Origin of the sequence: Photobacterium aquae (assembly GCF_001029445.1) — a bacterium.
Classification (GTDB): domain Bacteria; phylum Pseudomonadota; class Gammaproteobacteria; order Enterobacterales; family Vibrionaceae; genus Photobacterium; species Photobacterium aquae.
Map to the genome: position 1 here is coordinate 218,588 of NZ_LDOT01000012.1, position 14,393 is coordinate 232,980.

Sequence of the window (14,393 nt, forward strand, 5' to 3'; positions counted from 1 at the left end):
TAGATTGAGTCTCCTATTGTTATGTAGAATGCCAGCTTGTTTATCTAACTTAGGTGACGGCCATGCCTACCATTTCCCCTCGAATCCTCCCATTATCAGCAATCACTCTTCTCTGCGCCACGCTCCTCAGTGGCTGCGACAAGCATTACGAGACCGTTGCTGCCATCCCATTTGCCGACAACAACTTTCGCAACTGCGTCCTAGAAGCCGACGAGCAGTATTCCGAAGACATCACGGAGCTGGAGTGCGATAACAGCAATATCAAGTCTGTTGCCGAGTTGAAGTACTTTGAAAACTTACGCGAGCTTTCCCTCAAAGATAACCACCTCACGACCATCGATCTGACCCACAACCCTGAGCTCCGCAGCATTAATCTGGCGGACAATGAAATTGATGAGCTGGATCTAAGCGAGAATGAACAACTACGCAGCCTGATCGTCACCGACAACGAGCTGGAAACCTTGGATCTTCGAGCCAACCACAAGCTTGAAGATGTACTGGCAGGCAACAACGAGCTGGAAAGCATTCAGCTTGGCAAGGCAAAACGTCTTTCCCACCTTGCCGTTCCCACCAACGAGCTCACCGCGCTCGATCTAAGTACAGCCAGCGAACTCAAAAAGCTGAACGTGATGGACAACGAGCTGACCGCGCTTGATCTGAACAACAACAAAAAACTGACGGGCTTGATTGAAAAAGGCAACAAAATGAACGGAGGCAAGCAACGCCCAGCTAGCGAATGGCGGCACTGATCGCGCTGAGCCTCACGGCAACAAACATAAAAAACGGAGCCGAAGCTCCGTTTTTGATCTCGTCGTTCTAGCCATACCTTATGGCATCGCGTCGAACTCCTCACCTTCTTTGTCTACCTGTGGTGGCATCAGGTGCTCACGGGTGATACCCAGTTTAAGCGCCAACGCCGATGCAACATAGATAGATGAATACGTACCCACAGTGATACCGATCAGCAATGCAGCAGCAAAGCCGTGGATCATGCTACCGCCTTTCACGAACAGGGCAATAACCACGAACAAGGTCGTTGCCGAAGTGATCAAGGTACGGCTCAAGGTCTGGGTAATCGAGCTGTTCATCACCTCGATAGCCGTTTCCTTGCGCATCTTACGGAAGTTTTCACGGATACGGTCAAAGACAACGATGGTATCGTTGAGCGAGTAACCGACAACCGTCAGCAATGCCGCAACAATCGTCAGGTCAATTTCGATCTGGGTGAACGAGAAGATACCAATAGTAATGATGATATCGTGAGCCAGTGCCAATACCGCACCGGCTGCCAGACGCCATTCAAAACGCATTGAGATATACAGCAAGATACAAAGCAGGGCCGCCAAAATGGCCAAACCACCCGCTTCTGCCAGCTCGTCACCCACATTAGGGCCAACGAACTCGATACGGCGCATCTCTACGTTCTGGCCAGTCCCGCTCTTCAGTGCCTCGATGATCTGGTTACCCAGTTTTTCACCTTTGGCATCTTCGCGTGGCTGCAGACGAACCATCACATCACGGGCGGTACCGAAGTTCTGCACGATGGCATCACCAAAACCCGCAGTTTCCAGTGATTGACGGATCTTAGGCAATTCTACCGGTTGCTCGAAGCTCACCTCAATCAAGGTACCGCCGGTAAAATCAAGTCCCCAATTCAGCTTCTGGGTGGCCACAGTGCCTAGCGAGGCAACAATCATAATCGCCGAGAACACGAAAGCGAACTTCGACCAGCGCATAAAGTCGATCACTTTATCCGCCTTCATCAATTCAAACATGTCAGCGTCTCCTTAGATCGACAGTTTATCGACGCGCTTGCCGCCGTAAACCAAGTTAACCAGTGCACGGGTACCGATAATAGCCGTAAACATGGAAGTCAAAATACCGATAGACAGAGTCACGGCAAAACCTTTAATCGCACCCGTACCCACAGCAAACAAAATGATCGCGGTGATCAACGTTGTGATGTTGGCATCGGCAATGGTGCTGAATGCGTTGGCATAGCCCTGCTGAATCGCATGCTGCGGACTGCGTCCATCGCGTAGCTCTTCACGGATACGTTCGAAAATCAAAACGTTGGCGTCAACCGCCATACCGACTGTCAGAACGATACCGGCAATACCCGGCAAGGTCATGGTAGCCCCTGGAATCATCGACATGATGCCGATAATCAGCACAAGGTTCATCATCAGCGCCACATTGGCAAACAAACCAAAGCGACGGTAGTAGAAGACGGTGAACAACATAACGGCAATCATGCCCCAGATACACGCCTGGATGCCCATGTCGATGTTCTGCTGACCCATTGATGGACCAATGGTACGCTCTTCGACAATGGAAATGGGTGCAATCAAGGCACCGGCACGCAATAGCAGGGCCAGGTTATGGGCTTCTGCCTGCGAGTCGATTCCCGTGATGCGGAAATTGCGGCCCAGTGCAGTCTGGATGGTTGCTTGGTTGATAACTTCTTCGTGCTTCTCAAGCATGACTTTGCCGTCAGGATCGCGCTTGCCACTGTCTTTGTATTCGGTAAAGACAGTTGCCATCAGCTTGCCGACATTGTTGCGCGAGAAAGCAGTCATCTTGCTGCCACCTTCGCTATCTAGCGAGATGTTAACCTGAGGACGGCCATATTCATCGGCACTTGAGCTTGCATCTGTGATGTGTGAACCCGATAGGATCACGCGTTTCTTCAGCACCACCGGACGATCGTCACGGGTGTACTTCACTTCACTACCAGCAGGTACGCGGCCTGATGCAGCTGCAGCTAGATCAGCCGAGCTGTCAACTTCGCGGAACTCAAGCGTTGCGGTTGCACCAAGGATTTCCTTGGCACGCGCTGTGTCCTGGACACCCGGTAGCTCAACCACGATACGGTTGGCACCTTGGCGCTGAACCAATGGCTCGGCAACACCCAGTTCGTTCACTCGGTTACGCAAGATAGTAATGTTTTGCTCAACAGCGTAGTTACGGATTTCCTGTAGGCGGGCTTCCGTAAACGTCGCACTCAAGACAAAACGACCATTCTTGTCGCTGTCGGTAAAGACCATATCGGGATGCAGTTTCGCCAATGCCTGTGAGGCTTGTTCCAGCTGTTCCGCATTACGCAGGCGAACTTCCACCGCGTCCTTGGTCTTGCTGATCGCGCGGTAACGGATTTTGGCTTCACGCAACTCGGTACGGAAAGTCTCCTCCTGCTGACCAAGCAATTTCTCCATCGCAGCATCCATGTCAACTTCCATCAGGAAGTGCACGCCGCCGCGCAGGTCTAGGCCCAGTTTCATTGGCGTAGCACCAATAGACTCTAGCCAAGTTGGCGTTGATGGTGCGAGGTTCAAGGCAACGACGTAATCATCGCCCAGTTTGTCATTGAGGATATCGCGAGCACTGATTTGAGTGTCAGTGTCGTTGAATCGGACCAAGACAGTACCGTTTTCGAATGCGACAGACTTATATGGGAGATTGTTTTGTTTCAAATCTTCGGTGACGGCATCCAGGGCAGCCATGTCTACCGAGGCGCCACGCGCCCCGGAGACTTGAATTGCCGGATCCTCACCGTATACATTGGGAAGTGCGTAAAGCAAACCGACGATCAGTGCGAACACTACCATCAAGTTCTTCCACAAGGGATAACGGTTTAACACTGCTGTGATCCTTCAAAGCAAATTTGTTACAGAGACTTCATCGTGCCTTTCGGTAGTACGGCAGTCACGAAATCTTTCTTGATGGTTACTTCATTGTTGTCGTTAAGCGCGATTACAATGTAGTCGTTCTCTTCTGACACCTTGGTGATTTTGCCAACTAGGCCACCGTTAGTAAGCACTTCATCGCCCTTGCCCATAGAAGACATAAGGTTCTTGTGCTCTTTAACGCGTTTCGCCTGTGGACGGTAAATCATGAAGTAGAAAATAACGGCAAATAGGCCCAGCATGATGAACAGCTGCATGCTGCCGCCCTGTGGTGCACCTTCTGCTGCTGCGTGTGCTTGAGAAATCAGACTCATTTACTAACGTCCTCGTTTAGTTGTTGTCGTTTAGTGGTGGAACTTCACGGTTACGACGCGCATAGAACTCTTCTACAAATGCATCGAAACGATCTTCTTCAATCGCCTTGCGGATACTTGCCATCAAACGCTGGTAGTAACGCAAGTTGTGGATTGTATTTAGGCGCGCACCCAGAATTTCGTTACACTTATCTAGGTGGTACAGATACGCCTTCGAGTAGTTGCGACAAGTGTAACAGTCACAGTGCGGATCGAGAGGGGTTGTATCTGTTTTATGTTTCGCATTACGGATCTTGATCACACCGCCGGTCACAAACAGGTGGCCATTTCGGGCATTTCGAGTAGGCATTACGCAGTCGAACATATCGATACCGCGACGCACACCCTCAACCAAGTCTTCTGGCTTGCCCACACCCATCAGGTAGCGAGGCTTGTCTTGTGGCAACTGAGGACAGGTATGCTCCAAAATACGGTGCATGTCTTCTTTCGGCTCGCCAACGGCCAAGCCGCCAACCGCGTAGCCGTCGAAACCGATCTTAGTCAGGCCTTCCACAGACACGTCGCGCAAGTCTTCGTATACACCACCTTGAACAATACCAAACAGTGCATTTGGATTTTCTTGGCGGTCAAACTCGTTACGGCTACGTTGTGCCCAGCGCAGTGACATTTCCATCGATGTTTTCGCTTCATCATGCGTCGCAGGATAAGGCGTACATTCATCAAAAATCATCACAATATCAGAGCCAAGATCGTATTGGATTTGCATTGATTTCTCTGCATCCATGAAGATCTTGTCGCCGTTTACCGGGTTGCGGAAATGCACACCTTCTTCAGTGATTTTACGCATAGCACCTAGGCTGAATACCTGGAAACCGCCTGAATCCGTCAGGATTGGGCCCTGCCAATTCATGAAATCATGCAGGTCACCGTGTAGCTTCATCACTTCTTGACCTGGGCGTAGCCACAGGTGGAAGGTGTTACCCAACAAGATTTGCGCACCGGTGTCTTTCACTTCCTCCGGTGTCATACCTTTTACCGTACCGTAAGTACCTACTGGCATGAATGCCGGGGTTTCTACCGTACCACGTTCAAACACCAAGCGGCCTCGACGGGCATTGCCTTGGGTTTTATCTAATTCAAATTTCACACAGCCTCCAACAGCCAGAGAAACAATCTGACATACCCCTCCCGAACACAATGTTCAAGAGGACCGACAAGGCAGCCATTCGCCACCCAGTCTTACATTAAAGCAGCAATGGCAAGGGCCCGCTGCCTATTCTCCACCTTGCCGTATCGACAAGCGGAGGAATTCGCTATCAGCCGAAAAACACTTTCTCAGCCAATAAAAAAGACAAAGGCTGCATTTTACCAAATGCAGCCTGAAGTCACACTGACTTAGATGTAATTAATTGCTGATTATTTAACCTGCCGAGTAACAAACATCGAATCGCCGTAACTAAAGAATCGATATTTATTTTCAACAGCTTGCTGATAAGCATTCATCGTATGCTCATAGCCGGCAAACGCACTGACCAACATGATCAACGTTGACTCAGGCAGGTGGAAGTTAGTGATCAGCACATCAATCAGCTGGAACTCATACCCCGGGTAGATAAAGATCTCGGTATCACCGAAAAACGGCTTCAGCTCAGTGCCATTTTTCACAGCATCCTGAGCGGCACTCTCGAGCGAGCGTACAGAAGTCGTACCTACCGCAATCACCCGGCCGCCATTGGCCTTGGTCTCATTAACAGCAGCAACAACATCAGCCGGTACTTCAACGTACTCGGCATGCATGTGGTGATCAAGAATATTGTCCACCCGCACCGGCTGGAAAGTACCTGCACCAACGTGCAAGGTAACGAATGCAAAGCTTGCACCTTTGGCCTTGATCGCCGCTAGCAGCTCATCGTCAAAGTGCAGACCGGCTGTCGGTGCCGCAACCGCACCCGGCTTGGCGTTATACACGGTCTGGTAACGCTCTTTGTCTGCATCTTCATCCGGACGGTCAATGTACGGAGGCAGTGGCATATGGCCTACTTCTTCGAGAATTTCCAACACTGTCTTTTCGCTATCAAAGCGGATTTCAAACAGTGCGTCGTGGCGGGCGACCATCTCTGCCTTGTAATCGTCATTTTCGCCCAGTAACAACTCATTGCCCGGCTTCGGTGCTTTTGACGCACGTACGTGTGCCAGAATCGACTTGTCGTCAAGCATACGCTCAACCAGTACCTCAATCTTGCCACCAGACGCCTTGCGACCAAACAAACGGGCAGGGATCACGCGGGTATTGTTAAATACCAACAAATCGCCAGGCATAACTAAATCAAGTACATCCTTGAAGCCTTTATGCGTCAGCTCGCCGGTATTGCCGTCCAACTGCAGTAGGCGGCTCGCCGTACGCTCAGGTTGTGGGTAACGAGCAATCAGCTCATCGGGAAGATCAAAGTGAAAATCGGAAACTTGCATCATCATGGCCCTAAATTACAGCAAGCCGCCATTATATCCATATGCGGTATTGAGAGTCGACTCTACTATTGCTGCAACGAGGATGCAGGCACGACACGCCTCCGACGATACAGGGCTAGCCAACCCACAGCACATAGCCACCACCACGATAAGCTACCACCACCACTGTCGCCACCGGTGTTGTCGATGGTGATAGTGGTTACTCCCTCCTCGTTCTCTGCCGGATAATCAGCCTCAAAGGGATTCACTTTGAAACTCGGCGTTGGCTGCCCGAAAATCGACTCTCCCACCTCTGCGGCGATCCAGTCACGGTATGTCGCCGTTTCCGTGTACACGCCAGGGAGGCGACCGGCACATCCTTCGCCAAAGCTGACCAACCCAACCAGACGCAAGCCAAAATCACTATCCCCAGCCCGCTGTGGGTTCTGCCAGACAAGCGGCCCGCCGGAATCACCAAAACAGCTATCGCGGGCTAAATCCGGCGATGTCGAGCCGGCACAGAGATAAATAGGGTAATCAAGGCCGGTGATATTGGCTCCCCACAAACTGTCGCAGCGAAAATCCGGGACACCGGAAAGTAAGGTCTGACGCAGTCGAGTCGATCCCGAGTTGGGATCGCTAGGATCGGTACTCCCCCAGCCAGAAACTAGCAGATTGGCGATACGCTCGCCGTTATCCACCCAACCGCTATTGAAAGCCAAGTCAGCATCAAATTGCTCATCGGTCGTTGCCACTTGAATCGGTACCACCGTATCAGGCAGCGCGGATGATAACTTCAAAATCGCGATATCATTGGCAAATCGAAAGGCATTGTAGCTAGGGTGGATAACCAATTCCCTTACTGACACAGCGTTAGAGGCGCTGGCACTGAAAATACTGGTGATCCCCGCCCACACCTCAATATCATTAACCGATACCGTCTCTCCGTCATTTCGTAGGCAATGGGCAGCCGTCACAACGACATCCGGACTAATAACCACCCCACCACAGATAAATGTCCTCACCGTGCCGTTCGTACGATAGGTCATATTGAGATATGCCTGCCAAGGCAACTCACTATTGCCTGAAACAATCCCCCCTATGACCCTAGGTTCTGGTGCAGGATCGCTACCCCAACTCTCCCCTGTACCAAACAGGCAAATAAAGCACAGCAAAAGCAACGACCTACCCATCTACACATTCCTATATAACATACTATGTAATGAGTATATGACAGCTATTGAAAATTAACTTATGAGAAACAAATGAGACACAAGCAAACAACCTTCCGATTCTTTGACTCTCGTCATAGGAGAGAATGGCAGGATTCGCTACAGTCAAATAAGTAGCAAGGCAATACGATCTTATAGGCCTGCTCATGCAGGCAGTAAAAACAAGCTTGGAGGCCTGTATGTTTACCGTCGCAGATATGATGACCCCGCACCCCCATACCCTGACAGCATCGCACACTCTTGCCGATGCCAAGCACCTCATGGACAAGCACCACGTTCACCACATTCCGGTGACCGACAAAGACAACCACCTAATCGGCCTCGTTAGCCAGCGGGACATACTGGCAGCCCAGGAGTCCTGCCTCGAACACATTACGAAAAGCAACTTCATCTCTGCGCTGGATATCCCGCTCGAGCAAGCGATGCACCGCCAGCTCCACAGCGTTGCTCCCAATGCAGGCCTAAAAGAAGCAGCAATGTATATGCAAAAACGCCAAATTGGCTGCTTGCCGATTGTTAACCACAATAAATTAATCGGCATCATCACTGACACCGATTTCGTTTCGATTGCGATTAATTTACTGGAGATACAAGAAGAGATAGAGCCTATCGATGAAGACGGGGATAACCTCGAAACAGACTTTTAGCCATTAGCAAATAGCGCCAGAAAGTCATGAGATAGGCTTTCTGGCCATACTCTTTTGCGGTTCAATTGCCTTGCAAACAGCTCATGCATGGCTTAGATATGGCCGTTACTAACAAACGTTACTGTCGGTGCATTTCCCTGCGGATCGCTCTCCAACTGGATCCGGCTAAAATAGACGTGGCAATCTGACGTAACCACAGCAGCCCCCCCCTGTGATTGTGCCGTGAAAGATACCTGCTCGCGGCTAAGATACTTCTCCTTGATAAACTGCATCGCCAACAGGGTCTCATGACGGTAATTCAGCTTGATCATCATATGCCGCATCGCGTCAAGAAAAGAGTCGCTGTCATTGCCCATACTTACCGTAACCTGTTCACAAGACGCCAACTGCGATACCGTCGTATCCAGCTCCCCTTCCGCAAGATCAAGCACAATTTCAACCGTCCAGGGCTCGCTTTCTGACAGCGTATTTACCCGACCATGCCAATAACTATCCTGCGCCCAAGCAGACAAACTTGCCCCAACCCCTATTGCTATCAATAGGCCACTTTTAAGATACATACCCAAGTCAATAATCCCAGCTGACCAGCCATCAAACAAAACCATAGACTATCAATAACTTAAGATTCAGTGGGGAGAGCGGCCCACATTAGCGAGTGACATCACCAATCCCGTGCAATGACTGTGTCGCTTTTATCCACAAACAAACAGAGCGCCTCAGCGGCGCTCTTCGTTTGGTGAACTATTGCTTGCTAACAGCAGGTTTACTGCTGATGCTGCTATTTGAACTGCTCTTCCTCGGTTGAGCCCGTCAAGGCGGTTACTGATGAGTTCCCCCCCTGAATGGTGTTGGTCATCTTGTCGAAATAACCGGTACCCACTTCCTGCTGGTGAGCCACGAAGGTGTAACCCTTCTCGGCCGCCTCAAACTCTGGACGCTGTACTTTCTCAACATAGTGGCGCATGCCCTCACCCTGTGCGTAAGCATGGGCAAGCTCAAACATGTTGAACCACATGTTATGGATCCCCGCCAGCGTAATAAACTGGTACTTATAGCCCATGTCCGACAGCTCTTGCTGGAACTTAGCAATGGTCTCTGCGTCGAGGTTCTTCTCCCAGTTGAACGATGGCGAGCAGTTATATGCCAGCAACTGATCCGGGTACTGGGCATGGATAGCCTCGGCGAACTTACGTGCCTCCTCAAGGCAAGGCGTAGCCGTTTCACACCAAATCAAGTCAGCATACGGGGCATAAGCCAAACCGCGGGCTATCGCCTGATCAATACCGGCACGCACACGGTAGAAACCTTCTGCAGTACGCTCGCCAACAATGAAGTCCTTGTCATACGGGTCGCAGTCAGATGTCAGCAAGTCTGCCGCGTTGGCATCGGTACGGGCGATAACCAGTGTTGTCGTACCTGCCACATCGGCCGCCAGACGTGCAGCAACCAGCTTCTGCACCGCTTCTTGAGTCGGTACCAATACCTTGCCGCCCATATGGCCACACTTCTTGACCGATGCCAACTGATCTTCAAAATGCACACCCGCCGCCCCAGCATCAATCATATTACGCATCAGCTCATAGGCATTAAGTACGCCGCCAAATCCGGCCTCGGCATCGGCAACAATCGGCAAGAAGTAATCAATCCCCTCCTCTGGTGAACTTCCGTTCGACCATTGAATTTGATCCGCACGGCGGAATGAATTGTTGATTCGCTTAACAACGGCAGGTACAGAATCTACGGGATAAAGCGACTGATCGGGGTACATCGAACTGGCCGTATTGTTATCAGCAGCAACCTGCCAGCCAGAGAGGTAAATAGCCTCAATACCGGCCTTCGCCTGCTGCACCGCCTGACCGCCAGTCAATGCCCCTAGGCAATTGACATACCCTTTCTTGGCTCCACCGTTCACGAGATCCCATAGCTTGTCGGCACCACGCTGAGCAATGGTATTGGCTGGCGCAAACGAGCCACGCAAGTTAATCACTTCCTCTGCGGTGTAGGTACGCTTTACATGCTTCCAACGTGGGTTCTCAGCCCAGTCCTTTTCCAATGCTTCAATTTGTTGCTGGCGAGTTAATGTCATAATGATGTCCCTCGTTTCATTTGGCGATAATTCGCATCACATTTCGTTATTGAACTGACTCAGGCCATTCCCGACCAATGCCGACCGGCCTTCCTTTCTTGTTATGACTAAGGCAAGTACTCGTATCCCGGCAAGGTCAGGAAATTCACCAATTCATCACTGGTGGTCAACTGGGCCATCAACACAGCCGCTTCGTCATAACGCCCTTTGGCAAAATGCGCCTCGCCCAGCTCCTGCTCCAATACCTGCATTTCTTCGCTGAGCATCTGCTCGAACAAGGCTTTGGTCACGACCTTGCCATTACTCAATGACTGGCCGTGTCTGATCCACTGCCAGATAGAGGCTCGGGAGATCTCCGCCGTAGCGGCATCTTCCATCAAACCGTAAATTGGGACACAGCCATTACCGGAGATCCATGCTTCGATATATTGCACGGCCACCCGAATGTTATGCCGCATCCCCTCCTCGGTACGCTCGCCCTCGCACGGTGCCAATAACTCAGCGGCACTGATCGGCGCATCCTCGTGCCGCATGACATCCAACTGATTGCTGCGCTCACCAAGTACGGCATCAAATACCGCCATTGCCGTACCGGCTAGACCAGGATGCGCGACCCATGTACCGTCATGCCCATTGTTGGCCTCCAGAGATTTGTCGGTCTGAATTTTGTTCAGCACCCAAGCGTTCTGCTCCGGCTCTTTAGACGGAATAAAGGCCGCCATCCCCCCCATCGCAAATGCACCACGGCGATGGCAGGTTTTCACCAACAGGCGGGAATAGGCATTGAGGAAGGGCTTCTCCATCGTCACGACTTGGCGATCAGGCAGGATACGGTCGGGATGATTGCGCAATGTCTTGATATAGCTAAAAATATAGTCCCAACGTCCACAATTGAGACCGACAATATGCTCCTTGAGGCTATAGAGGATCTCGTCCATTTCAAACACTGCAGGCAAGGTTTCGATCAAGACCGTAGCCTTGATTGTCCCGCGAGCCAGACCGAATTCATCTTCAGCAAAACTGAAGACATCGCTCCACCATGCCGCCTCCTGATACGCTTGCAACTTGGGGATGTAAAAGTACGGACCGCTTCCCTTTTCAAGCAACTGCCGGTGGTTATGGAAGAAATACAGGGCAAAATCCATCAAGCAGCCAGGGATCGGCTCGCCTTGCCAAAACAGATGTTTTTCCGGCAGATGAAGCCCCCTAACCCGGCAGATCAGCACTGCGGGATCCTCCGCCAGCTCATAGTGCTTTCCCGTTTCTGGCTGGGTATAGGAAATCGTACCATTCACCGCATCTCGCAAATTGCGATGACCCTCAATCACTTCATCCCATGCGGGTGAGAAAGAGTCCTCGAAGTCAGCCATAAAAACCTTTACATCGGCATTCAAGGCATTGATGACCATCTTGCGCTCGACCGGCCCAGTAATTTCAACTCGGCGATCCTGCAGATCCTTAGGAATACTCTGGATCTTCCAGCCCTCTTGGCGAATCGATGCCGTCTCTGGCAAGAAGTCCGGCAACTGACCTTCGTCAATCGCCGCCTGACGCTGTTCGCGGGTAGCAAGAAGTTCAGGGACACGGGAAGCAAAACGTTGAACGAGTTTTTCCAGAAATTGCAAAGCGTCCTTACTGAGAATAGATGCCTGCTCGGGGGTCAATGCTGCCTGAAGGGATAATTTAACCTCGTGGCCGCCAGTATGTGTTCTATCCATTTAATTCGCTCCCTTACACCTGTAACTTAATCACCACTTTTATCAGTAACAACTATACCAACACCATTTCACACCATAGGCTTAACGGCCTATTTACGTTGCCGCAACAAACGAAGAATTGCAAATTTGTCGTTTTACCACTAGCCAAAACATTCTGAGCAAAACACCTATTATTCAATTGGTTAATCAATATAGAGTTAAAACTCAAAACACTAAATTGAAACAGAATTCAGCTATTTACTCGGTTTTACGAATCAGGCTGATGACTTTAGCAATGTGTTTGTAATTACGTAAATAAATTACATAACAAACCTCTTTGCTCGGGTAATCAAATATGCGTTTCAAACATATTTACCAAAACCAAGGATAGACAATACATTTAATAAACAAAAAATTAATCGCATGAAAATGTGAAGTTTTGGACACCAACATGGAAAGACTGTGTGTCATCGGTTTCATTTGTTTGTGATGCGAAACAAAATAAACCTACAAAATTGATTGATTAAGGGCGAAGCCTGCAATGAGGATCATAATGAGAATAGGAGGGAAAATAGGATAATATGCTGAAAGAAGGCCTTTTCTTCCAGCACTGAGTTAGCATGGCAGAGAATCAGGTTATAAAAGCCCCTTCACGATATCAGCCAATTGGTCAAAAGTCCGGGTACGGCTCGACGTCGGTCGCCAAACCAGCCCAATTTCTCGATACGCCTCGTCCTGGCCCGGCGGTTCAATCACCACCAAATTCATGTTATCCACCAAACCGTGGTCAATGGCCATTTGGGGAATAAACGTCGTTCCGAGGCCGTTGGCCACCATCTGTACCAGAGTGTGCAAGCTGGTTGCCGTGAACGGATTAATCTTCTCCTTACTGGTCAAACGGCAGGCGGAAACAGCGTGGTCGGTCAGACAGTGTTCTTTTTCCAGCAAGAATACCGATTCGTCCGGCAAGTCAGCATAACGAAGCGGCACGCTGACCTTATTAGCCTGATTATGGCTGATCACCATCTTGAACGGGTCTCGGCCGACAACTTGGCTATGCATTCCGAAAATCTCTACTGGCAAAGCAAGGATCAGCACATCCATCTCGCCGTTGCGCAAGGCAGCCAGCAGATTAGTGGTCGTATCTTCACGCAGCAGCAAGTTCAGTTTCGGGTAAAGACGGTTGACCTCCTGCACGAGATCACACAGCAGAAACGGCGCAATGGTCGGAATACATCCAACCCGTAGCGGCCCTTCCATGCCATCACCCTTGCAGCTAGCTAACTCCATCAAATCTTGGCTGCGAGCCAACAGTTCACGACTGCGGCTCACCACATCCTCGCCGGTTGAGGTAAACACCAAGGATTTATTGTCGCGCTCTATAAGCTGACAACCGAGTAGGTCTTCGAGGTTCTGTATGCCCGAGCTCAATGTCGACTGGCTCACGAAGCAGCGCTTGGCGGCTTCGCCGAAGTGCCGGGTTTCAAACAGGGTCACAAGATAGTGGAGCTGTTTGAGGGAAGGAAATTTGCTCATCGTATTTTTCGATTGTATTAATCTATTTATTCCGCTTTTTTCAATCTACCAGTTTCGATATAGTTTGTCTCGTCCAAACACGGAGCCACCAAAAAAGGTTGGCGACAACCCAAAATTATTAGGAGCACCAAGATGGTACTAGTAGGTCGTAAAGCACCAGATTTTACTGCTGCAGCTGTTCTAGGTAACGGCGAAATCGTTGAGAACTTCAACTTTGCAGAATTCACACAAGGTAAAAAAGCGGTAGTTTTCTTCTACCCACTAGACTTCACTTTCGTATGCCCTTCTGAACTGATCGCTTTCGACAAGCGTTTCGAAGAGTTCCAGGCTAAAGGCGTAGAAGTAATTGGTGTTTCTATCGACTCTCAGTTCTCTCACAACGCATGGCGTAACACTGCAGTAGAGAACGGCGGTATCGGTCAGGTTAAATACCCACTAGTTGCTGACGTTAAGCACGAAATCTGCAAAGCTTACGATGTTGAGCACCCAGAAGCCGGCGTTGCTTTCCGTGGTTCTTTCCTAATCGACGAGGAAGGCATGGTACGTCACCAGGTAGTAAACGACCTACCACTAGGCCGTAACATCGACGAAATGCTACGCATGGTTGATGCACTTAACTTCCACCAGAAGCACGGTGAAGTTTGCCCAGCACAGTGGGAAGAAGGCAAAGCAGGTATGGATGCATCTCCAAAAGGTGTTGCCGCTTACCTTTCTGAGCACACTTCAGACCTAGGCAAGTAATTGCCC

Annotated in this window: 13 protein-coding genes; 3 read left to right on the forward strand and 10 right to left on the reverse strand. The window is 50.3% G+C overall.

Features of this window, described 5'->3' with window-relative positions:
• Window positions 1-62: 62 nt before the first annotated feature.
• Window positions 63-749 carry a leucine-rich repeat domain-containing protein gene (locus ABT56_RS10775; protein ID WP_047878863.1) on the forward strand — a complete coding sequence of 229 codons (687 nt, stop codon included), beginning with the start codon at window positions 63-65 and terminating at the stop codon, window positions 747-749.
• Window positions 750-827: 78 nt separating this feature from the next.
• Here ABT56_RS10775 and secF read toward each other — a convergent pair whose 3' ends face one another.
• The 6 genes from secF to ABT56_RS10805 form a co-directional block, all read right to left on the reverse strand.
• Window positions 828-1,775, reverse strand: coding sequence for a protein translocase subunit SecF (gene secF, locus ABT56_RS10780; protein WP_047878864.1), 948 nt, complete (start codon window positions 1,773-1,775; stop codon window positions 828-830).
• A 12-nt stretch (window positions 1,776-1,787) separates the two neighbouring features.
• Window positions 1,788-3,641 (reverse strand): protein translocase subunit SecD, encoded by a 1,854-nt coding sequence (gene secD / locus ABT56_RS10785; RefSeq protein ID WP_047878865.1) that lies wholly within the window; start codon window positions 3,639-3,641, stop codon window positions 1,788-1,790.
• A 26-nt stretch (window positions 3,642-3,667) separates the two neighbouring features.
• Window positions 3,668-4,000: a preprotein translocase subunit YajC gene (gene yajC, locus ABT56_RS10790; protein ID WP_047878866.1), complete on the reverse strand. Its 333-nt coding sequence runs from the start codon at window positions 3,998-4,000 to the stop codon at window positions 3,668-3,670.
• Between the two features lie 16 nt (window positions 4,001-4,016).
• Window positions 4,017-5,147 carry a tRNA guanosine(34) transglycosylase Tgt gene (gene tgt / locus ABT56_RS10795; RefSeq protein WP_047878867.1) on the reverse strand — a complete coding sequence of 377 codons (1,131 nt, stop codon included), beginning with the start codon at window positions 5,145-5,147 and terminating at the stop codon, window positions 4,017-4,019.
• A 269-nt stretch (window positions 5,148-5,416) separates the two neighbouring features.
• Window positions 5,417-6,469, reverse strand: coding sequence for a tRNA preQ1(34) S-adenosylmethionine ribosyltransferase-isomerase QueA (queA, locus tag ABT56_RS10800; RefSeq protein WP_047878919.1), 1,053 nt, complete (start codon window positions 6,467-6,469; stop codon window positions 5,417-5,419).
• Between the two features lie 65 nt (window positions 6,470-6,534).
• Window positions 6,535-7,641 carry a S1 family peptidase gene (locus ABT56_RS10805; protein ID WP_053062443.1) on the reverse strand — a complete coding sequence of 369 codons (1,107 nt, stop codon included), beginning with the start codon at window positions 7,639-7,641 and terminating at the stop codon, window positions 6,535-6,537.
• A gap of 218 nt (window positions 7,642-7,859) precedes the next feature.
• On the opposite strand from ABT56_RS10805, the gene ABT56_RS10810 reads away from it, so the two are divergent.
• Entirely contained in the window at window positions 7,860-8,327 is a 468-nt protein-coding gene (locus tag ABT56_RS10810; protein WP_047878868.1) for a CBS domain-containing protein, read from the forward strand.
• Window positions 8,328-8,419: 92 nt separating this feature from the next.
• Here ABT56_RS10810 and ABT56_RS10815 read toward each other — a convergent pair whose 3' ends face one another.
• The 4 genes from ABT56_RS10815 to ABT56_RS10830 all read right to left on the reverse strand — a co-directional run bounded on the left by ABT56_RS10815 (window position 8,420) and on the right by ABT56_RS10830 (window position 13,646).
• Window positions 8,420-8,932, reverse strand: a complete 513-nt coding sequence (locus ABT56_RS10815) for a hypothetical protein (protein WP_047878869.1) — start codon at window positions 8,930-8,932, stop codon at window positions 8,420-8,422.
• 173 nt (window positions 8,933-9,105) lie between these two features.
• A complete protein-coding gene (aceA, locus tag ABT56_RS10820; protein ID WP_047878870.1) occupies window positions 9,106-10,413 on the reverse strand; it encodes an isocitrate lyase in 1,308 nt (435 codons plus the stop codon).
• 107 nt (window positions 10,414-10,520) lie between these two features.
• Entirely contained in the window at window positions 10,521-12,131 is a 1,611-nt protein-coding gene (gene aceB / locus ABT56_RS10825; protein ID WP_047878871.1) for a malate synthase A, read from the reverse strand.
• A gap of 615 nt (window positions 12,132-12,746) precedes the next feature.
• Window positions 12,747-13,646 (reverse strand): hydrogen peroxide-inducible genes activator, encoded by a 900-nt coding sequence (locus ABT56_RS10830; protein WP_047878872.1) that lies wholly within the window; start codon window positions 13,644-13,646, stop codon window positions 12,747-12,749.
• Window positions 13,647-13,778: 132 nt separating this feature from the next.
• Here ABT56_RS10830 and ABT56_RS10835 point away from each other — a divergent pair, with 132 nt between their 5' ends.
• A complete protein-coding gene (locus tag ABT56_RS10835; protein WP_047878873.1) occupies window positions 13,779-14,387 on the forward strand; it encodes a peroxiredoxin C in 609 nt (202 codons plus the stop codon).
• The last annotated feature ends 6 nt before the right edge of the window (window positions 14,388-14,393 follow it).

Bases quoted from the DNA above. Each gene is read 5' to 3' on its own strand.
- ABT56_RS10775 (WP_047878863.1), top strand. From the start codon at position 63: ATGCCTACCATTTCCCCTCGAATCCTCCCATTATCAGCAATCACTCTT.
- secF (WP_047878864.1), bottom strand. From the start codon at position 1,775: ATGTTTGAATTGATGAAGGCGGATAAAGTGATCGACTTTATGCGCTGG.
- yajC (WP_047878866.1), bottom strand. From the start codon at position 4,000: ATGAGTCTGATTTCTCAAGCACACGCAGCAGCAGAAGGTGCACCACAG.
- queA (WP_047878919.1), bottom strand. From the start codon at position 6,469: ATGCAAGTTTCCGATTTTCACTTTGATCTTCCCGATGAGCTGATTGCT.
- ABT56_RS10805 (WP_053062443.1), bottom strand. From the start codon at position 7,641: ATGGGTAGGTCGTTGCTTTTGCTGTGCTTTATTTGCCTGTTTGGTACA.
- ABT56_RS10810 (WP_047878868.1), top strand. From the start codon at position 7,860: ATGTTTACCGTCGCAGATATGATGACCCCGCACCCCCATACCCTGACA.
- ABT56_RS10815 (WP_047878869.1), bottom strand. From the start codon at position 8,932: ATGGTTTTGTTTGATGGCTGGTCAGCTGGGATTATTGACTTGGGTATG.
- aceA (WP_047878870.1), bottom strand. From the start codon at position 10,413: ATGACATTAACTCGCCAGCAACAAATTGAAGCATTGGAAAAGGACTGG.
- aceB (WP_047878871.1), bottom strand. From the start codon at position 12,131: ATGGATAGAACACATACTGGCGGCCACGAGGTTAAATTATCCCTTCAG.
- ABT56_RS10830 (WP_047878872.1), bottom strand. From the start codon at position 13,646: ATGAGCAAATTTCCTTCCCTCAAACAGCTCCACTATCTTGTGACCCTG.
- ABT56_RS10835 (WP_047878873.1), top strand. From the start codon at position 13,779: ATGGTACTAGTAGGTCGTAAAGCACCAGATTTTACTGCTGCAGCTGTT.